Source organism: Pseudomonas sp. HP_14 (assembly GCF_055283875.1).
The window spans coordinates 484,822-504,901 of sequence record NZ_JBTOQI010000001.1 but is presented as its reverse complement, the minus strand read 5'-3'; the positions used below and the strand labels follow the sequence as shown (position 1 = coordinate 504,901).

Below are 20,080 nucleotides of genomic sequence, written 5' to 3'. Positions count from 1 at the left end.
TCGCCCCCCTCCCCCAAACCCTTTTGGGGGGCGCCGCGGTTGCTGGCAATCGGGCGGCTGGCTATAATTGTTAGTCCGCAGGGCCTTTACGGCCAGCAACCTCGGCTCCCACAGGGATTTGAGCAGATGGACGTGGGACCGGCCTCAGCCGGGAGGGCGGTGTTTGTGACGATGCAGGTTTGTTGGCTGTACTGACGCCTTCGCGAATGAATTCGCTCCTACCGGATTTGCGCTGACTTATTAGCACGGCCAAACAATCCCGCTCGATGCTATTCGTTGTTTTATAAGCGCATTGATCATTGAGGCTCCCCCATGAATTTTCGACATTACACGCTGGGTCGCCGGGGTTCTTTCTGGGTGGCTGCTGCGGTGGTCATGCACACGTTGTGGACCAGTGCTGCGCCTGCCATGACCTACCCGCTGTATGCCCGGGAATGGTCGCTGACACCGACCGTCACAACGCTGATCTTCGCAGTGTTCCCCATCGCTGTGGTGGCGACACTGATCGTGCTCGGTGATCTGTCTGATTACATCGGACGGCGTGCTGCGATGCTGCTGGGGTTGGGGTCATCATTGCTGGGCGTGTTGCTGTTCGCTGTGGCACCCGACGTGACCTGGCTCCTGATCGGGCGGGCGTTCATGGGTATCGGCGTCGGACTGTCTGCCGGGCCTTCAGCCGCTGCGGTGGTGGAGTTCAGTGCGCCGGGGCAGGCTAAACAGGCCGGTTCGATTACCACTGCAGCGCAGGCATTGGGGCTGGCCTCAGCGTTGATCCTCAGCGGCGCGTTGATTCAGTACGCGCCGCTGCCGACCCGCTTGAGTTTCCTGCTGTTAGCGCTGGTGTTGATTGCAACGCTGTTCGGTACCTGGTTCCTGCCCCGGCATACACGCGCAGAAAGCAGGCAGGCCTGGAAACCGCGCTTGCCGAGCATCCATAAACCGCTGCGCAGGGTGTTTCTGGTGGCAGTCACCGCTGTGCTCAGCGGCTATTCACTGGGGGCAACGATGCTCTCGTTAGGGTCGCAGATTGCCCACGACCTGATCGGTTCCAGCAATGCATTGGTCAACGGCGCCGCTATTTCGGTGTTTGCGATTGTTACTGGCGCGACCGGTATTGTCGCGCGGCGGCTGTCTGCCCATGTCGCGATCATCATTGGTGGTGCATTCGCCTGCATGGGCATGTTGTTGCTGATCCTCGCAACCTCTGACCATGCACTTGCGGTGTTCCTGTTATCGAGCGCCAGCAGTGGTGTTGGCTACAGCCTGCTGTTCATGGGCGGCCTGAATCTGATCAATGCCCATGCACCGGCTCATCATCGGGCTGGCACGTTGTCTGCGTTGTTTCTGGTGGCGTATCTGATGCAGGGCGTGGTGGCGATGTCGCTGGGCAGGGCTGCGACACGCTGGGGCCTGGATCTGGCGATTGATGTAGGCTGTGCAGCACTCGCATTGTTGAGCCTGTTTGCGATTTTGCTGGTGGTCCTTGTGCGCAGGCCCGCCATCGCCAGCAGCGCCCAGCCATTGACGCCTTGAGATTACAGTGTGCTTGCGCCTATCTACAGACAAGGAATACCCCTATGAAGCTGGTTCGCTATGGTCTGCCGGGTGCTGAAAAACCGGGTCTGATCGACTCCAACGGTGATATTCGTGACCTATCTGCTCACCTCGATGACATCGACGGTGCTGCACTTTCCAGCGAAAGCCTGTCGCGTTTGAGCGCGATCAATAGCGCGTCGCTGCCGTTGGTTGCTGCCGATGTGCGTGTTGGCCCACCCGTCAGTAAAGGCGGGCGGGTGATCTGCATCGGGCTCAATTACACCGATCACGCCGCTGAAACCAATTTGCCGATCCCTGCCGAGCCGGTGATGTTCCTCAAGGCTTGCCATCCCACCGGCGCCAACGACGATATTCGCTTGCCGATCGGCTCGGTGAAGGCCGACTGGGAGGTTGAACTGGGGATCGTCATCGGTACTCAGGGCTTGTATATCGACAAAGCTGACGCCCTGAAGCATATCGCCGGTTACTGCGTGGTGAATGACTTTTCCGAGCGCAGTTATCAGATGGAGCGGGGCGGGCAGTGGACCAAAGGCAAGAGCTTCCCAGGCTTTGCGCCTGTTGGCCCTTGGCTGGTAACCACGGATGAAGTGGCTGATTCCAGCAAGCTGGCGTTGTGGCTGGACGTTAACGGCACGCGCCATCAGGACGGCAATACGGCTAACCAGATTTTCGATGTGGCGACTGTCGTGAGCTATGTGTCGCAGTTCATCGAGCTGGAGCCCAGCGACCTGATCTGCACCGGTACCCCCGCCGGGGTTGGGCTGGGCCATAAACCTGAGCCGCTGTTTCTCAAACCCGGCGATGTGGTGACGCTGGGTGTCGAAGGGCTTGGGCAGCAGCGGCAGGTGATCAAGGCGTTTTGACGTTGCCTGAAATGCGATTACCTTGGGGGAAATTCTGTGTTGGCCTGCAAACGCAAACCCCGGTAGGAGCGAATTTATTCGCGATGGGGGCGGTGCATCCGCAGCCTGTGTACGAGGCTTGCTCAGGACTCAGCCCTTGATGGATCAGGCATGGGATGTCGTCGCTCATCGCGAGCAAGCTCAGCTCCCACAAGGGGAGCACATTTCACATCCGGTAAGTGGTTCAATTTCGAGCAATCAACGCAGCAACAAAATCAGCCACCAAAGCAACCGCAATAGCCGATGCGGCGATCACGAACAACATGACGTGGTGGCCGTCGTTGGCGTTGAAAATCACTGAATACCCATAACCGCCCAGCGCCTGAAACGTCGCAAAGGAAACGGTCGCACGGCTCCAGGCGACTTGCTGCATGTCGTGGCGAGGTACCAGTTCGTGGATCCGGCCCAGCGCCAGTGGCACGATGCCGGGCGGGAACGAACCAATGATCACAGCCAGCAGCGCGAGCAGGGCGAAACTGCTGGTGCTGCACAACAACGCGACAGCCACTGCCTGTGCTGCCAACACCACACGAATTGAGGCGCGCGCGCCCAGACGGTCCGCCAGAAAGCCATAAACCACAGGCCCCAGAATCGCCCCGACGCCGTACATGACCCAGATCACTGCACCGGCGTGCGCAGTAAGACCAAGCCCCCGCGTCACGTAATCCACCAGAAATACCATCGCTGGTACCAGACCGATGGCCATCAGCGCGTATTGGCCGAACAACAGGTAGATCCCTGGATCCATGCGGCTGTGCTGCGATTGATGGGGCTCTGGGCTTGAGGCCGACGCTGCTGCGGTAGCACTTGCCGATGGCCAGCCGAACCAGCTGATTGCGGTCAGTGCGAGGGATACCAGGCCGAGGCCAACCCAGGCATCGCGCAAGCCCAGGGACAAGAGGAACGGTACCAGCGTGCCGGAACCGGCGATGCCGAGGCCGACACCGATAAAAATTGCGCCGCTGGCCAGCCCCCGGCGAGCGACGGGCACGTGAGGAGTCACGGTTGCGGCCACCACCACCATGATTGCGCCGCCTGCGATACCGGACAGCAAGCGCCAACTGAAGAACCAGGCGAGGGACAGCGGGTACGCGCACGCAAAGAACGAGGCGGTGGCAATCAGCATCATCAGCCGCAGTGAATGCGCGTTGGACAGTCGCGCGGCAATAGGGCGGCCGGTCAGCGCGCCGATCAGATAACCGATCAGGTTGGCTGCACTCAGATAAATCACATCCGATGCGGAGAACCACTGGGCGTGAATCAGTGAAGGAATCAACGGCGTATAGGCGAATCGCGCCAGGCCAATGCTGACCAGGCTAGCGCTAAGGCCCGCAAGAATATGCAGCCAGACGCTATTGCGCCGGGGTGCAAGGGTGTCAGTGGTGGTGTGCATGGTGGAATGTCCTTACCCATGAATTCTGGAAATCAAAGTGAGCACTGCAAAGTGCTTGGCTGCGTCCATAGTAACGGCGATGATTGATGCAATATTGCAGTTAATTCTCTTGGCTGAGATGCAAAAATGCATCACGGAGGCGATTTTTGAATTGGGACGACACGCGAATCTTTCTGGCTGTATGCAGGAAGTCCACGTTGCGCGGCGCGGCGCGCGTGCTGAATGTGGATCAGGCCACTGTCGGGCGCAGAATCGCGGCGCTGGAGAAGGCCCTGGGCACCACGGTATTTTTACGGACTTCGGAAGGCTACGTGCTGACAGCCGCGGGGGAGGCGGTGTTTCGCTCGGCGGAAAAAATGGAGCGTTCGGCACTGGAGCTTCAGCGTCAGGTTCAGGGGCTTGATGATCGACTGAAGGGAGAGGTGCGCATCACCTCTACCGATTCGTTAGCCATCGACTTTCTGATTCCCGCCATCGCCAACCTGCATCTGCAGCACCCTGATGTGAAAGTCCGGCTTGATGCTTCGATTCAAATGCTCAGCCTGTCCAGGCGCGAAGCCGACATTGCAATCAGAAACGTCAAGCCGGAAAACCCTGACCTGATCGCCCGGTGCATCGCCCGCTGGCCGGTGGGGCTGTTCGCTTCGGCGGAATATGCACAACGTCGCGGTTCACCTGAACAAGGTGCAGCCTTTGCCGGGCACGACGTGATCATGTTTCAGCCCTATCTGGAAAGTGGCCGTGAAGCGACTATCGTTTCTGAGCCGGTCACTCAAGGGCGTCTGGTTGCAACCGTTAATTCGGGCTTGATGATGAGACGTTCAATCGCTGCAGGAATCGGCATTGGCGAAATCCCGGTGTGCCTGGGTGAGCGGGACGGGCTGACCCGGCTGTGGCCTGACCGGCAACGGCAGGAAACCTATGACGTCTGGCTAGTGACCCACGAAGATTTGCGGCATACCGCGCGGGTCAGGGCGGTGATTGAGCAGATTGTCGACGTATTTGGCGAGGTTGGATGAGGCTTACAGTGCTTACACTCGAATGGATGCTTTTGACATCATAAAACCGATTTACGGTTGTTTTTCCTCGAAAATCGGCGTCTTTACACCTTGACGACGAGCATTAACCAATGTGCCATTATCGGCCGCTTGCATTTCAAGGCAAATGGTAGAGAATCGCCGCATGGCGAGCCTCGCCCCCCTTTTTTTCATCTTTATGTTGCATGCCTGAGTGATCAGGTTTGCCGACATCGGTCCGGAGTTCAAACAATATGGCAGCAGTGCAGCAGACCGTTGAAGCGATCAAGAAGTCTCAGTCCGAGTTGACAGCCGCATGGGGTGCAGCACTGGAAGCAAACGGTGCAACTCGCAACATCAAGGATGATGACCTGAAACAACAGATGGCAGATTTCTTCCACCTGGTTGTTTCTGTGGCAGAGAAGGGGCGTCATCAATCACTGTCAGGCAGTGACTGGGATGAAATTCGCCAGTTCCTCGAAAAGCTTTCTCAAAGCCGCGCCCTGATCGGTCAGGACTCACAGCAGACCGCCAGTTTTATTTTTTCCTTCAAAGGGCCTTTGTTTGCTTTGCTGCAGCGTGAATACCACGCTGATCCGGTGATGTATGCCGAGCAGTTGCTGGAGCTGTCCGAGTTGCTTGACGCGCTGGCCATGCACACTATCCGCACCTTCCAGAAGTCGCGTGAGAGCGTGATCAAGCGTCAGCAAGAAGAGTTGCTGGAGCTGTCGACCCCGGTCGTCAAACTTTGGGACGGCGTACTGGCTTTGCCAATGATCGGCACCCTGGATTCGCAGCGGACTCAGGTGGTCATGGAGTCTTTGTTGCAGCGCATCGTCGATACCGGTTCGGAAATCGCGATCATCGACATCACCGGGGTGCCAACCGTTGACACGCTGGTCGCCCAGCACCTGCTGAAAACCGTCACCGCTATCCGTTTGATGGGCGCCGACTGCATCATCAGTGGCGTGCGTCCGCAAATTGCACAAACCATCGTGCACCTGGGCCTGGACCTGCAGGGCGTCGTGACCAAGGCTAACCTCGCCGATGCGCTGGCTCTGTCGCTGAAGCGCCTGGGGCTGACCGTCACCAAGGCGGTATAAGTTCATGGAACGTATTCCTATTCTGCAGATGGGGGCTTATCTGCTCGTCACTATTCAGGTCGACATGCATGATCAGCTTGCGCTGACCCTGCAGGACGACCTGTCCGAGCGCATCAGCAAAACCTCTGCACGGGGTGTCTTGATCGATATCTCCGCGCTGGACATCGTCGATTCGTTCGTCGGGCGCATGATCGGCACCATTTCCGGCTTGTCGCGGATCATGGATGCCGAGACCGTGCTGGTGGGGATGCAACCCGCTGTGGCCATCACGCTGGTTGAACTGGGCATGACCTTGCCGGGCGTGAGCACCGCGTTGAACGTCGAGCGCGGGATGAAACTGCTGCAAGAGCGAGTACACGCGCAATGACCGTGCGTAGCAGCGGCACGCAACCTGTGCTGATCGAACAGGATGTCGTACTTGCGCGCCAGACCGCGCGCAAGCTGGCTCAGGAGTGCGGCATGCGCTTGATTGATCTGACCAAGATGGTCACCGCTGTCAGCGAGTTGGCCCGCAACACCATGGTCTACGGTGGCGGCGGCGACATGGACTGGCAGATTATTGAAGATGGCCTGCGCACTGGCTTGCGTATTACCTTCCGCGACGAAGGGCCGGGCATCCCTGATCTGAAACTGGCGATGACCGATGGCTGGACTTCCGGCAACGGCATGGGGCTTGGTTTGACGGGCGCCAAACGCCTGGTGGAAGAGTTTGAACTGGACACCGCGCCCGGTGCCGGTACCCGAATAACGATTACCCGATGGACTTGAATCTGCGCAGCACCCTGACGCAGGTTTTGTTGATCGAAGACAGCAGCCAGGTAGGGCACGCCAGACGTACCGCTCAGCAGTTGGCGCAAGCACTTGCGTTCGATGAGGTGGATGCCGGACGTGTTGCGTTGGTGGCTACCGAACTGGCCAGCAACATCCTCAAGCATGTGGGGCGTGGCGAATTGCACCTGCGGGTGTTCAATTCGCCGGCGCTGTCGGGCATCGAGATTATTGCCGTGGATCGCGGCCCGGGCTTCGACCTGCATGACTGTCTGCGCGACGGTTTCTCGACCGGTGGCACGCAAGGTATCGGCCTTGGCGCAATGTCGCGACAGGCTGACGTCTTTGATGTCCATGCGGATGCCCGTGGCTCAGTGGTTCTGACCCGGTTTTATCCACGTAAAAACAAGGTCCGGGATCTGCGCATCGGTATCAGTCAGCATTCACTGCATGATGATCCAGCCTGCGGTGACGTCTGGTCGCTGGCGATAGACGGGCCGCGGATCAGCGTACTGGTCATCGATGGCTTGGGTCATGGTGAAGACGCTGAAGTCGCTGCCCGTGCGGGCGAGGTGGAGTTTCAGTTACGGCCTTTCGATTCGGCCGAGCAGATTTTTGACGATATGCACCACACCATGAGGGGCACGCGTGGCGGCGCGGCGGCAGTCGTTCAGTTCGACGCGGGTAGCGGTGGGCTGCGTTTTGTGGGAATCGGCAATATCGGCGCAACGCTGATTGAGGGTGAAAAGACCCGAGGGTTGGTATCGCATCCGGGCATCGTCGGTCTGCAGTTCCGAAAGGCTCAGGCGTTCGAGCATGCGGGCGCGCAAGGCCAGTTGCTGGTGATGTTCAGCGATGGCCTGCAATCTCGTTGGAACCTGCGTGACTATCCGGGTCTGATCTATCGTCATCCAGCGATTATCGCTGCTGTGCTGCATCGCGATTTTTGCCGCGGGCGCGACGATGTCACTGTTTTGGTCATTACCCTGGAGGCGTTCAATGCCTGATTCGACTGTTACCGATCAGTCCCTTGAGCTACAGCAACTGCGCGCTGAGGCGGATGCCTTGCGTGCCGAGCTTGAAGAGACCAATCAGGGTGTACTGGCGTTGTATGCCGAGCTCGACAATCAGGCAGATGAATTGCGTCAGGCCTCTGACTTGAAAAGCCGTTTTCTCTCATACATGAGTCATGAGTTCCGTACTCCGTTGGGCTCGATTCTGAGTATCACCAGCTTGCTCAAGGACGAAATCGACGGGCCGCTGAGTGACGAGCAACACAAGCAGGTCGCATTCGTCAGTGGCGCGGCCCGTGAGTTGAGCGACATGGTCGATGACTTGCTGGACCTGGCCAAGATTGAAGCCGGGCGCATCTCGATTTCCCCTGCCTGGTTCGACATGTTCGACTTGTTCTCGGCGTTACGCGGGATGTTTCGACCGATCGTGAACGCCTCCTCTGTTGACCTCATTTTCGAAGAGCCAGTGGGCTTGCCCCGGCTGTACACTGACGACAAAAAGCTTGCACAGATTCTGCGCAACTTCGTTTCCAACTCCCTCAAGTTCACTCAGCGTGGCGAGGTGCGGGTTTCGGCCCGGCTGGAAGGCGAGAACGAAATACGCTTCGCGGTAAGTGACACCGGCGTAGGCATTCCTCAGGAAATGCACGGCGCGCTTTTCGAAGACTTCTCCCAGATCGATTCGCCCTTGCAGAAACGGCTGCGTGGTACGGGCCTTGGCTTGTCTTTATGCAAACGTTTCGCTGAATTGCTTGGCGGGCGGGTAGGGCTTGAGAGCGAGCCGGGCCAGGGGTCAACATTCTTCGTCATCATTCCGCTGGCCATTGCGGCAGGGCATCCCGATGAAACGTGAGCTGCGGTTACTGATCGTCGATGACAACGCCGCCACGCGTTACGCGTTGCGTCGGCGCATGGAACGTCACGACTTCATCGTTTCGGAAGCGGGCACCGGCACCGAGGGCCTGGAGCTGATCGCTGCACAGGTCCCTGATGCATTGATCCTTGATGTGAACCTGCCGGACATGAGCGGTTTTGACATTGTCAGACTGCTGCGTTCCGAGCCACGTACTGCTTTGCTGCCGGTGGTGCATGTCTCTGCTGCGTCTATTCAGACCGCGGACATTGTCACCGGGCTGGAGGCAGGGGCTGATGCGTATCTGGTGCACCCGGTAGACCCGGATGTGCTGTTGGCTACATTACGCACCTTGCTGCGGGTACGAGACACCGAGTACGCCTTGCGCGAAAGTGAGGCGCGCTTCCGGGAAATCTTCGTCAACATTTCCGCGCCCATTGCAGTCATGGATGCACAGCTCAAGGTTCATGAGTGCAACCACGCCTTCGCAGTGCTGATTCAGCAAAGCGTGGCACAGCCAACAATGCTCGGCTCCCTGGCTGAGGGTCAGGATGAGATTATTCAGGAACTGCGCGCTGGCTTGCTGGCGGGCGAACGCTGGCAAGGCACATTGCGCATGCTGGTCAGAGGCGAGCTGCGTGAGACCGAGTGGCAGATATCGCCTTATCGCACGCCGCAGTTGAGCCTGGTGTTTATCGAGGACGTGACAGAGCACCGGCAGCGTGAGCAGTCACACCTCAAGCAACTCGACAACGTCAACACCCGGCTTGCCCACGAGGTTGCCGAACGGGCGCGCACTGAGGCGCAGTTGCTTCAGGCGCAAAAAATGGATGCGATTGGCAAGTTGACCGGTGGCATCGCCCACGACTTCAACAATTTGCTGACCGGAATCATTACCGGCATCGAGTTGATCAAGAAGCGCACCCAGGAAAACCGTCCCGAGAAAATCATGCGTTACGCCGAGGCAGCGCTGGCGTCGGCGTCAAGTGCCGCTGCATTGACTCACCGCCTGCTGGCATTTGCCCGTCAGCAGCCACTGGACGCCCGGCCGATTGATATCAACCAACACATCCGGTCCCTGGAAGACTTGCTACGGCGCACCATCGGCAAACGCATAGCGCTGACACTGGACCTTACTTCGCAGTCGGCCATCGCGCTGGTGGATTCCAGCCAGCTGGAAAGCGCTTTGCTGAATCTGGTCATCAATGCCCGCGACGCATTGCCTAAGGGCGGCACGATCCGTGTGACCACTTTCGCTGCTCATTCCAAGGGCGACGCGAGGCTGGCGGACGGTCCGTACCTCGCGCTATCCGTTAAAGACGACGGGATTGGCATCGAACACAGCGTCATCGATAAAGTATTTGACCCGTTCTTCACCACCAAACCCATCGGTGAAGGCACGGGGCTGGGACTCTCAACGATTTACGGTTTTGCCCGGCAGTCGCGGGGCGATGTCGTGATCCGTAGTGTTGCGGGGCACGGGACTGAAGTCACCCTGATGCTGCCTGCCGGAATCGACTCTGTGCCGGTCGAGCTGCCACCCGCCGCGGCGCCACGAGAGGGTGCAGGGCAACACATTCTCATCGTGGAAGACACAGCCTCGGTGCGAATGTTCGTCAACGAGTTATTGATCGATACAGGTTATCGCTGCACCCAGGCATCGGACGTTCCTACGGCGCTTTCGATACTGGAAAACGATCCATCGATCGACCTGCTGCTCACAGACGTCGGTTTGCCACATATGAATGGCCGCGAGTTGGCAGATCGCGCCAGGGCCTGGCGACCGTGCCTGCCGGTGCTGTTCATGACCGGGTACGCAGAGAATGCCGTTAACCGGCAAAGCTTCCTGGGGCAGGGCATGGACATGATCATCAAACCCTTCAAGCTGGGTGCATTGCTTGAGAAAGTCGACTTGATGCTTGAGACAAATCCCCGCGAAGCCTGACAGACCGGCACGTTTCGGTGACCGGTCGGTCAGAATCAGAAATATGTAGTGCTCTAAAATAATCACTACATAATCATTGACGCATGCCGTTTCGACTTGCATTATGCAGCTGTCTCCCTGATCGGGAGAACTGGAAAGGGTGTTCTTGACATGCACGACGAGCCGTCGTGATGTTCCCGGATGTGTGCTGCCCACAAGGCAGATTGATGAAGCTGACCTGGCATGAGCGTTATTTGACGTGAAGGTGCTGGCGATACGTCCTCATGAGGCTTGTGGTTGACTGCTGTCAGAGTCGCTGTTGGTCTCGGATATTCGCTAACTCTCCTCTCGTTGTGACGCTGCTCTGTAGCGGCTTTTCATCAAGGCTACATGCATCTAGTCAAGGGCCGACTCTGCAGACGTATGAACGAATGCTGTGTTTCGTTTATCTGCAGCGACATGAACCCATTGGCCGATTTGATGATGTGTTTGAGCTGACTAATTAATCAGATGACGAGCGGTCAAGGAGTTACACATGAACTTGAATAACCAACCAACGATTAATGAACTTGCCGAGCTGTTCGCTGCGCGTAAAGACAGCCTCGATAACCACATATTGTGGGTCTGCGAAGAGGGCGAGGTGCGTATTGACCCTCTTGCATCAGGCGTACCTGAAGAAGAGTTTGTTCATCGCCATCCGAACCTGCGCGCCCGGTTGTCGATGTACCGTCGTGGTCACGGCTGGGTCGGCAAAAAGGCCGCTGCCGACAAGCAGTTCATGAGCGATGTCCTGCAAACACTGCGCGATGCGTGGAATCAGGCCGAGCGTCAGCCGGAGGCTCGGGTTGTTGAGCGCTCTTATTAAGTTGATGTGATCCCGGATGATTGATCTGCAGGCGCTGCCGAAGGCTGCGATGGCGATAGGTCAGGAAGAATGCGTCGCAGCCTTCGGCAGTTCCCACAGAAAGAGCATCTCCATTATTAATGGCGTACGTGTTTTATTGTAAGAGTGCTCGTAAGAAGTGCTAATCCGTAAGTTGTTTTCAACGGCCCTCTGGACGTATTCAGAGGGCCGTTTGTTTTTGGGTCTGTATAAAGCCATTCCCCAACAAGGATCTCTCGCATCCACATTCCCCAAGTAGGCGTGTTGTGTTCGATAGGTTAGGCTTGGCCGCGTCCCAGTGTGGGTTAGCGCCGGGCGGTATCTGATCTTCATCGTTCATAACAAGGCGTTCGTATGGATTTGCGGCAACTGGAAGCGTTCGCGGCGGTTATGTCGGCTGGCAGTGTTACGGCGGCAGGCAAAATGCTTGGTCGTTCACAACCCTCGGTGACGCGGGTCATTCAGGAGCTTGAGCAGGAGCTGGGCTTTGCGTTGTTCGAGCGCAGCGGACCCAAGGTCACGCCTACCCAGAAGGCTTTCATGATGTATGCCGAGGTAGAAAGTGCCTTGTTGGGCATACGCAATATCCGCCAGCGTGCTCAGCATATTGCTCAGGACGAGAACCGTCAGATCAAACTTGTGGCGATCCCCGCGCTGGCTGCCGGTTTGCTGCCGCTGGCTTTGTCCCGGTTGCCACAAGCGCTGCAGCCGCAGCATATCCAGTTGCACAGCATGTCTCCGGAAAATGTAGTCCAGGCGGTACTTTCCAAGACCATGGATCTGGGGGCCGTGAGCCTGCCGCTTGAACATCGTGGTCTGGATATCCATTGGATTGGTGAGTCGCCGTGTGTCGCTGTGCTGCCCGCAGACTCAGAACTGGCCCGTTACGATGTGTTGCCCATGGAGGTGCTGGCCGCGCACCCTTTGATCACAATGTCCAACCCGTTCCGCTTCCGTCGGCGCATCGACAAGGCCTTTCAGGATGCTGGCGGCAAGGCTCCGCATATGCTCGATACAAATACCTCGCTGGTCGCGATGCAGATGGCTCGTGTCGGGCTGGGAATCGCACTGGTGGATCCGTTCACCGCGTTGGGCGTGCCGCTCAGTGGTGTTGTAGTACGCCCTATCGAGTGCAACATCCCGTTCTTCTTCGGCTTGATTTCTGCCTTTGCCAGCCCGCTTTCCGAGGTGTCGGTGGCACTGGTAGGAGAACTCGCCAGATCCGCTCAAGCGCTGCTGCCGACCATGATCATGCATGACCCCAGCGAACACGACGCTTTGCTGCAGAGCATATATGCGGGGTAGCCGAAGGTTCTGAGCGGTGGCGGTGCGCCTGCCTCACTCCATCCTGATCTGGAATGCCGCTTCTATGTAGGTGCTTGCCCGCGATACAGACACCGCGGTCTGCCAGGCAGATTACCTGAACCTTATCGCGGGCAAGCCCGGCTCCCACAGGGTTCTGATTGCTCTAATGCCTTTATGGAATATCAATATTCAATAATCATCATTGTGGGAATATTCGGCGGCTTTTACTATTCGTTATATGAATTCATACCGCTTATGAATTCGAAAATGTATGAGTGTGGAACGCTTCTTGTATAGCAAGTGACCACCTTTCCTCGAGCGCCGAGTATTGAAAATGTCCGATATAAACACCGTCAGCGGTCTTGCTGCGCTGGAAGCTCGTCTGCAGCAGGATTTGCAATGGCTGGATCTGCCCGCAGCGCCCTGGGTAAAACCACGGGTCAATGACGGCCAGGCGGTACTGGACGTGGCCATCATCGGCGGCGGTATGGCAGGGCTGGCACTGGCCGCCGAGCTGCGCAATATGGGCGTGGTCGCGCGCATCTACGACCAATCGCCCACCGGCTTCGAAGGCCCTTGGGCGACCACGGCGCGCATGGAAACCCTGCGCTCGCCCAAGCAGCTGACCGGGCCTGCACTGGGGTTGCCCGCACTGACCTTCCGTGCCTGGTTCGAGGCCCAGTTCGGCCTCGAGGCCTGGAACGCTCTGGACAAGATTCCGCGTCTGCAATGGGCTGATTACCTGCGTTGGTATCGCAAGGCATTGAATCTCGACGTGCGCAACGAGCATCGCGTCAGCCGCGTACAGCCTAGGGCTGACGGGCTGGTGGAACTGGACATTGAGAGCCCGACGGAGACTCAGCACGTGCTGGCTCGCCATGTGGTTTTGGCGACCGGGCGTGACGGGTTGGGCGGCCCTTGGGTGCCTGATTTCGCGCACGGCTTGCCCCGGCATGTCTGGGCGCATTCGGCTGATGGCCTGCAGGATGACTGGTTCGTCGGCAAGCGCGTTGCCGTGATCGGTGGTGGTGCGTCGGCGATGGACAGTGCCGCCACGGCGCTGGAAGCCGGTGCGCAGCGTGTCGATCTGTTGATTCGTCGGGCCGAACTGCCGCGCGTCAACAAAGGCAAGGGCGCTGGCAATCCCGGCATGACCCACGGTTACTGGCGCCTGCCGGATGCCTGGAAATGGCGAATTCGCAAATACCTGAACACTCAGCAAGTCCCGCCGCCACGCGGCAGCACCCAGCGCGTCTCGCGCTCACCCAACTCACGCTTCCTCTTGAACAGCCCGGTGGTTGCCGTTCAGCAAAACCCGGCGGGTGGCCTGTGGCTGGATACGCCGAAAGCGCGGATCGAGGTGGATTTCCTGGTGTTTGCCACCGGATTCCGGACTAATTTCCAGCTGCGTCCCGAGTTCGCCAGCTTCGCCCAACATGTCCGTGCCTGGAGCGACAGCTTCACACCGCCAGGGGGAGAGCCGGATAACGAACTGGAGGATTTACCGGACTTGGGCCTGTGCTTCGAGTTTCAGGAAAAGACCCCTGGCGCATGCCCTGGCATCGGTCAGATCCACTGCTTCAATTACCCCGCAGCCCTGAGCTACGGCGCGGTGTCGGGTGATATTCCGGCCATCAGCGAAGGCGCCAAGCGTCTCGCTCAAGGTCTCGCCGGGCAGTTGTTCAATGAAGATATCGAGCTGCATTTCGCGGCCATGCAAAATTATGCCGAGCCTGAACTGCTCGGTGACGAATGGGTTGCCAGCGAGCCTACGGCTCAAGAGTTGCGCGGATGATCGGCTGGCTGGTGCGGCGTCTGAGCCAGTCGCTGCTGGTGGTGCTGCTGATGACGCTGGTGGTGTTCATTGGCCTGAACGCCATAGGCAACCCCATGGATATTCTGGTCGGCGAAGACCTGAATCAGGCCGAACGGCTCGCGGCCATCGCGCATCTGGGGTTGGACAAGCCTTTGTGGCAGCAATACCTGCTGTTTCTCAAAGGCGCGGTGCAAGGCAATCTCGGGCAAAGTTTTGTCTATCACGAAGACGCCATGCGCCTGATCGTGCAGCGTCTGCCTGCAACGTTTGAACTGGCGTTCAGCGCGATGTTTCTGGCGGTCGTACTGGGCGTGCCACTGGGCATGTTCGCGGGCCGCTATCCCGATCATCCTCTGTCACGCGTGCTAATGGCCTCAAGCATCGTCGGTTTCTCGCTTCCCGCCTTCTGGGTCGCGCTGATGATGATCATGCTGTTCTCCATCAAGCTCGGCTGGTTGCCTGCCAGTGGCCGTGGCGAAACGCGCGAGCTGCTCGGCATTCAATGGTCATTCCTGACGCTGGATGGCCTGCAGCATTTGATCTTGCCTGCGCTGAATCTGGCGTTATTCAAGATATCCCTGGTGCTGCGTCTGACCCGTGCTGGAGTGCGTGAAGTGCTGCCGCAGGAGTACGTGAAGTTTGCCCGGGCCAAAGGCCTGTCGCCGGTGCGGGTGATGTGCATGCATGTGATGCGCAACACCATGATCCCGCTGGTCACCGTGTTGGCCATGGAGCTGGGTTCGACCATCGCTTATGCCGTGGTGACTGAAAGTATTTTTGCCTGGCCTGGTGCGGGCAAGTTGATTCTGGACAGCATCAACATGCTCGACCGTCCGGTGGTGGTGGCTTATCTGATGGTGGTCGTGGTGATTTTTGTAGTGCTCAACCTGATTGTCGATGCGTTGTATTACTTCCTCGACCCGCGTGTGCGTGTGGAGGCGAAACGATGAGCCAGGCTCCTGTAGCGACCTTCAAGGCGCAGTCTCCATGGCGTCGCGGTGTGTCGGAGTTCAAAACATCGACTACGGCCATGCTCGGTTTGCTGGTGTTGTTGTTCATTGTCGGGGTTGCGGCGCTGGCGCCGTGGATTGTCTATCAGAACCCTTATGACCTCATGCAACTCAACGTGCTTGATGCGCGCCTGCCGCCAGGCACGGAGAACGTCGACGGCGGCTACACCTATTGGCTGGGGACTGATGGTCAGGGTCGCGATCTGTTGTCGGCGATTATCTATGGTCTGCGTATCAGTCTCTGGGTAGGTATCGGTTCTGCGTTGATCGCGGCGGTACTCGGCACCATGCTCGGTTTGCTTTCTGCCTATGCGGGCGGTTGGGTCGATGCCTTGTTGATGCGTCTGGTGGATCTGCTGCTGTCGTTCCCGGTCATTCTCATGGCGTTGATGATTCTTGCCTGGCTGGGCAAGGGCGTCGGTAATGTGATGCTGACGCTGGTGGTGCTGGAGTGGGCCTACTACGCACGGACTGCCCGGGGTCAGGCGCTGACTGAAAGTCGCCGCGAGTACGTTGATGCCGCACGCGGGCAGGGCATTGGTTCGTGGCGCATCGTGGTTGGGCACATTCTGCCGAACTGCCTGCCGCCGCTGATCGTCATTGGCGCATTGCAGATCGCCCGGGCGATCACCCTGGAAGCCACGCTGTCGTTCCTGGGCCTGGGTGTGCCGATTACCGAACCTTCTCTGGGCCTGCTGATTGCCAACGGTTTTCAGTACATGCTCAGTGATGAGTACTGGATCAGTTTCTACCCGGGGCTGGCGCTGCTGATAACCATCGTCGCCATCAACCTGGTGGGCGACCGTTTACGTGATGTGCTGAACCCGAGGTTGCAACGATGAGCCTGCCCGACATCTCTGCCGAGCCGTTGGCAAACGTGCAGCCGACTCTGGATGTGCGTGGGCTGTGCACGTCTTTCTACACCCGCGCCGGGGTCTTGCCTGCAGTGCGTGATGTATCCCTGAGCATTCAGCCGGGGCGCATCCTTGGCCTGGTGGGCGAGTCCGGTTCCGGTAAGTCAGTCACTGGTTTCTCCATCCTCGGGCTGGTCGATGAACCGGGGCGGATCAGCGGCGGGGAAGTGCTGTTTCAAGGCCGTGACCTGACGCGTCTGTCGGCCAAAGAGCTGCGTCACCTGCAGGGTAACCGGATCGCGATGATCTTCCAGGACCCGATGATGACCCTCAACCCGGTGCTGCGGGTCGACACGCAAATGATCGAGGCAGTGCAAGCGCATCAGCCGCTCAGCCGTGCCGACGCTCGGGAGCATGCCAGTCGCACCTTGGGGCTGCTGGGCATTGCCAGCCCTGATGAGCGTTTGCGCGCCTACCCACACCAGTTGTCTGGCGGCATGCGTCAGCGGGTAGCGATTGCCATTGCGTTGCTGCACTCGCCGGACTTGATTATTGCCGATGAGCCGACCACCGCGCTGGACGTGACCATTCAGGCGCAGATTCTCAGTGAAGTGCAGAAGCTGGTCCGCCAGCAGGGCACTTCATTGATCTGGATAACCCATGACCTGTCGGTCGTCGCCGGGCTGGCCGACGATATTGCGGTGATGTATGCCGGACGGATCGTTGAGCAAGGCAGTGTCGCCGCCGTGCTGGATCGCCCGCAACATCCCTATACCCAAGGCCTGATCGACAGCCTGCCAAGCCGCAACAAACGCGGCCAGCGTCTGCGGCAGATTCCGGGCATGGCGCCGGACTTGCTGTCGATGCCAGCGGGCTGTGCCTTCGCTGCCCGTTGCTCCCGAGCGACTTCGGTGTGCGAACAGGAACCGCCCAGTCAAGCGATAGAGCCGGGCCGACTGGTCCGCTGTTTTCATCCGGGAGCCGCCGATGAGCAATGAATCGACGCCAATCATTGAGCTGCGCGATGTCAGCAAGACGTTCGGCAAAGCCAGTCCTGAAACCGGACTGCAGCATATGTTGCAGCGTCTGCAACTGACTCGGCCGACCTCGGTGACTCACGCTGTTGACCGGGTAGACCTGCGCATCGTGCGGGGCGAAGTGGTCGGGCTGGTGGGCGAGTCCGGCTGTGGCAAGTCGACCCTTGGCCGAATGGTCGCGGGCTTGCTGCCGGTGTCTTCCGGCACGGCTTTCATTGACGGCAAGTCCATTGAGGATTTCACCCATGAAGAGCGTCAGGCTGCGCGACTGAAAATTCAGATGATTTTTCAGGACCCGTCCGCGAGCCTCAACCCGCGCCTTCGGGTGGACCGCATCGTCGGGGAGGGCGCGCTGCTGCATGGCCTGACCGACAAAGCCGGGTTCGACGATTACGTCAGCGCCCAACTGCAACGTGCCGGGCTCAGCCCGCAACTGCGCCAGCGCTATCCGCATCAGTTCAGTGGCGGTCAGCGTCAGCGCATCGGTATCGCTCGTGCGTTGGCGGTACAGCCTGAATTGCTGGTGTGCGATGAATCAGTGGCGGCACTGGACGTGTCGATTCAGGCGCAGATTCTTAACCTGTTCATGGACCTGCGCGACGAGCTGGGCCTGACCTATCTGTTCATCAGCCATGACCTTGGCGTGGTTGAGCATCTGTGCGATCGCGTGGTTGTCATGTACCTGGGGCGGGTCGTGGAGAGCGCCGACGTCGACGATCTGTTCAGTCGTGCCAATCATCCATACACCCAGGCCTTGCTGGCGCAGATCCCGCGTTTCGATATTCGCAGTGCCCGCTATGACGCGATCAAAGGGGAAATCCCCAGCCCGCTGAACCCGCCTGCCGGGTGTCATTTCCATCCTCGTTGCCCGCACGCCATGGCGCGCTGTCGCGTGGAAGTTCCACCGCTCAGGGAGGTTTCGCCGAATCACCTGAGCGCTTGTCACCTCAACGAAACAGCCTGAACGGGCGCTTGATCGTCCGTCTTTCTTATTGCCATTGCGTACAAGGAAACAACACATGAAACCTCTTGTTCGTTCACTGTTGGCCTCGGCCCTGATTCTGGCTGGCGGTAGTGCCTCGGCTGAAGCCTTGCGTATCGGTTACGCCGACCCGGTCTCGTCCCTCGATCCGCAACTGAACAACTATGCCGGTGATCGTTCGGTAGCGCTGCACGCCTTCGAATCGCTGGTCAATCGTCACGACGACAAGACCCTGCCGGGTCTGGCCAAAAGCTGGAAAGTGCTGGACGACAAGACCTGGGAGTTCAGCCTGCGCGATGACGTTAAATGGCAGGACGGCAAACCGCTGACCGCTGACGATTTCGTGTTCTCCTTCGAGCGCGCCCGCGCCGTGCCAGGCTCCGTAGCGTCTTACGCCGGTGCCATGCGTACCGTTGAGTCGATCCAGGCAAAGGATGATCACACCCTGATCATCAAGACCCGCACGCCTAACGCCAACCTGCTGCCGGACGTCGATTCGATTTACATCGTCAGCCGCCACGTCGGTGCAGGTGCTGCGAGTGCCGATTACAACTCCGGCAAAGCCATGGTCGGTACCGGGCCTTATCGGTTTGTCTCCTTTGTGCCAGGGGATCGCACGATTTTCGAGCGCAACAACGAGTACTGGGGCGATAAGCCGCTGTGGGACAGCGTTGACTATCGTTACATCGCCAATGCCGCGAGCCGCACCGCAGCCTTGCTGGCGGGTGATGTGGACGTGATCGACAAGGTTTCGCCGACGGACGTGGCCCGTCTGCGTCAAAGCCCGAACGTGAAGGTTTACGCTTACTCCGGGCTGCGTGCGCTGATTGTTCAGCCGAGCTTCCGCGAAGGCCCGAACGAGTTTATCCGCGATAACGCGGGCAAACCGCTGGAGCAAAACCCGTTGCGTGACGTGAAGGTGCGCAAAGCGTTGTCGCTGGCGATCAATCGTCAGGCGATTGTCGAGCGCATCATGCAAGGCACCGTGACCGAGGCCAACCAGTGGATGCCAGCCAATACCTTTGGCTACAACGCGAATCTGAAAAACATCCCGTACGACCCGAAACAGGCCAAGGAGCTGCTCAAGGAAGCTGGCTTCCCGGATGGCTTCCAACTGACCGTGCACGTCCCGGGTGACCGCTACCCGCAAGCGCCGGAAACCATGCAGGCAGTGGCGCAGTTCTGGTCGCGTATCGGCGTCAAAGTACAGCTGGAAGTCCTGCCGTGGGCGGTTTACGCCGGTAAGGCGAACAAGAACGAACTGGCGATCAGCGTGATCGGTTGGGGTAATGGTACTGGCGAAGCGGCTTATGCGCTGACCAACATTCTGACCACCGTCGACAGCACCAAAGGTCTGGGCGCTTCCAACTGGGGCCACTACAGCAATCCGTTGGTGGATCAGGCGCTGACCAAAGCCACCGCCGAGTTCGACGAAGCCAAGCGTCGGGCCATTCTGGAAGAGTCCGCGAAAGTGGTGACTGACGACGTCGGCATCATCCCGCTGTTCCATTACCAGAACATTTGGGCTGCGCGCAAAGACCTGAAAGTTGAACCTCTGGTCAGCGACCGTACCGCCGCCAGCATGGTTACCAAACTGCCTTGAGCTTTGAAGACTTAAACCCTGAGCCTGACGCCTTGCTGGCGACGGGCTCAGCACGATGTAT

At 58.7% G+C, this 20,080-nt stretch carries 19 protein-coding genes; 18 read left to right on the top strand and 1 reads right to left on the bottom strand.

Annotated elements, in window-relative coordinates; all coding sequences use genetic code 11:
- Window positions 1–312 precede the first annotated feature (312 nt).
- Both ACYASS_RS02165 and ACYASS_RS02160 read left to right on the top strand, forming a co-directional pair.
- Window positions 313–1,533, top strand: coding sequence for an MFS transporter (locus ACYASS_RS02165; RefSeq protein WP_463584877.1), 1,221 nt, complete (start codon window positions 313–315; stop codon window positions 1,531–1,533).
- Window positions 1,534–1,577: 44 nt separating this feature from the next.
- Window positions 1,578–2,420, top strand: a complete 843-nt coding sequence (locus ACYASS_RS02160; RefSeq protein ID WP_463584876.1) for a fumarylacetoacetate hydrolase family protein — start codon at window positions 1,578–1,580, stop codon at window positions 2,418–2,420.
- Between the two features lie 223 nt (window positions 2,421–2,643).
- Here ACYASS_RS02160 and ACYASS_RS02155 read toward each other — a convergent pair whose 3' ends face one another.
- Window positions 2,644–3,852 (bottom strand): YbfB/YjiJ family MFS transporter, encoded by a 1,209-nt coding sequence (locus ACYASS_RS02155; protein ID WP_463584875.1) that lies wholly within the window; start codon window positions 3,850–3,852, stop codon window positions 2,644–2,646.
- 146 nt (window positions 3,853–3,998) lie between these two features.
- On the opposite strand from ACYASS_RS02155, the gene ACYASS_RS02150 reads away from it, so the two are divergent.
- From ACYASS_RS02150 to ACYASS_RS02075, 16 genes are all read left to right on the top strand, one after another.
- Window positions 3,999–4,871 carry a LysR family transcriptional regulator gene (locus tag ACYASS_RS02150; protein ID WP_463584874.1) on the top strand — a complete coding sequence of 291 codons (873 nt, stop codon included), beginning with the start codon at window positions 3,999–4,001 and terminating at the stop codon, window positions 4,869–4,871.
- A 251-nt stretch (window positions 4,872–5,122) separates the two neighbouring features.
- Window positions 5,123–5,971 (top strand): STAS domain-containing protein, encoded by an 849-nt coding sequence (locus ACYASS_RS02145; RefSeq protein WP_463584873.1) that lies wholly within the window; start codon window positions 5,123–5,125, stop codon window positions 5,969–5,971.
- A gap of 4 nt (window positions 5,972–5,975) precedes the next feature.
- Window positions 5,976–6,338 (top strand): STAS domain-containing protein, encoded by a 363-nt coding sequence (locus tag ACYASS_RS02140; RefSeq protein WP_122662007.1) that lies wholly within the window; start codon window positions 5,976–5,978, stop codon window positions 6,336–6,338.
- Window positions 6,335–6,739 carry an anti-sigma regulatory factor gene (locus tag ACYASS_RS02135; RefSeq protein WP_122662009.1) on the top strand — a complete coding sequence of 135 codons (405 nt, stop codon included), beginning with the start codon at window positions 6,335–6,337 and terminating at the stop codon, window positions 6,737–6,739. The genes ACYASS_RS02140 and ACYASS_RS02135 overlap by 4 nt, the downstream gene beginning before the upstream one ends.
- Window positions 6,730–7,746: an ATP-binding protein gene (locus ACYASS_RS02130; protein ID WP_463584872.1), complete on the top strand. Its 1,017-nt coding sequence runs from the start codon at window positions 6,730–6,732 to the stop codon at window positions 7,744–7,746. The genes ACYASS_RS02135 and ACYASS_RS02130 overlap by 10 nt, the downstream gene beginning before the upstream one ends.
- Complete coding sequence (locus ACYASS_RS02125; RefSeq protein WP_463584871.1) at window positions 7,739–8,605, top strand: sensor histidine kinase; 867 nt, start codon at window positions 7,739–7,741, stop codon at window positions 8,603–8,605. Before ACYASS_RS02130 ends, ACYASS_RS02125 begins: the two co-directional genes overlap by 8 nt.
- Window positions 8,595–10,550 (top strand): response regulator, encoded by a 1,956-nt coding sequence (locus tag ACYASS_RS02120; protein ID WP_463584870.1) that lies wholly within the window; start codon window positions 8,595–8,597, stop codon window positions 10,548–10,550. The genes ACYASS_RS02125 and ACYASS_RS02120 overlap by 11 nt, the downstream gene beginning before the upstream one ends.
- A gap of 514 nt (window positions 10,551–11,064) precedes the next feature.
- On the top strand, window positions 11,065–11,394 hold the full coding sequence (locus ACYASS_RS02115; protein WP_463584869.1) for a hypothetical protein: 330 nt from the start codon (window positions 11,065–11,067) through the stop codon (window positions 11,392–11,394).
- 16 nt (window positions 11,395–11,410) lie between these two features.
- The gene (locus ACYASS_RS02110) at window positions 11,411–11,536 is read left to right on the top strand and encodes a hypothetical protein (protein ID WP_463584868.1); all 126 of its coding nucleotides are present in this window, start codon (window positions 11,411–11,413) and stop codon (window positions 11,534–11,536) included.
- Window positions 11,537–11,766: 230 nt separating this feature from the next.
- Window positions 11,767–12,717 carry a LysR family transcriptional regulator gene (locus ACYASS_RS02105; protein WP_463584867.1) on the top strand — a complete coding sequence of 317 codons (951 nt, stop codon included), beginning with the start codon at window positions 11,767–11,769 and terminating at the stop codon, window positions 12,715–12,717.
- 334 nt (window positions 12,718–13,051) lie between these two features.
- On the top strand, window positions 13,052–14,512 hold the full coding sequence (locus ACYASS_RS02100) for an FAD-dependent oxidoreductase (RefSeq protein ID WP_463584866.1): 1,461 nt from the start codon (window positions 13,052–13,054) through the stop codon (window positions 14,510–14,512).
- Window positions 14,509–15,483 carry an ABC transporter permease gene (locus tag ACYASS_RS02095; protein ID WP_463584865.1) on the top strand — a complete coding sequence of 325 codons (975 nt, stop codon included), beginning with the start codon at window positions 14,509–14,511 and terminating at the stop codon, window positions 15,481–15,483. Before ACYASS_RS02100 ends, ACYASS_RS02095 begins: the two co-directional genes overlap by 4 nt.
- Window positions 15,480–16,385: an ABC transporter permease gene (locus ACYASS_RS02090; RefSeq protein ID WP_463584864.1), complete on the top strand. Its 906-nt coding sequence runs from the start codon at window positions 15,480–15,482 to the stop codon at window positions 16,383–16,385. The genes ACYASS_RS02095 and ACYASS_RS02090 overlap by 4 nt, the downstream gene beginning before the upstream one ends.
- Window positions 16,382–17,395 (top strand): ABC transporter ATP-binding protein, encoded by a 1,014-nt coding sequence (locus ACYASS_RS02085; protein WP_463584863.1) that lies wholly within the window; start codon window positions 16,382–16,384, stop codon window positions 17,393–17,395. The genes ACYASS_RS02090 and ACYASS_RS02085 overlap by 4 nt, the downstream gene beginning before the upstream one ends.
- Entirely contained in the window at window positions 17,385–18,398 is a 1,014-nt protein-coding gene (locus ACYASS_RS02080) for an ABC transporter ATP-binding protein (RefSeq protein WP_463584862.1), read from the top strand. Before ACYASS_RS02085 ends, ACYASS_RS02080 begins: the two co-directional genes overlap by 11 nt.
- A gap of 55 nt (window positions 18,399–18,453) precedes the next feature.
- On the top strand, window positions 18,454–20,019 hold the full coding sequence (locus tag ACYASS_RS02075; protein ID WP_463584861.1) for an ABC transporter substrate-binding protein: 1,566 nt from the start codon (window positions 18,454–18,456) through the stop codon (window positions 20,017–20,019).
- Window positions 20,020–20,080 lie beyond the last annotated feature (61 nt).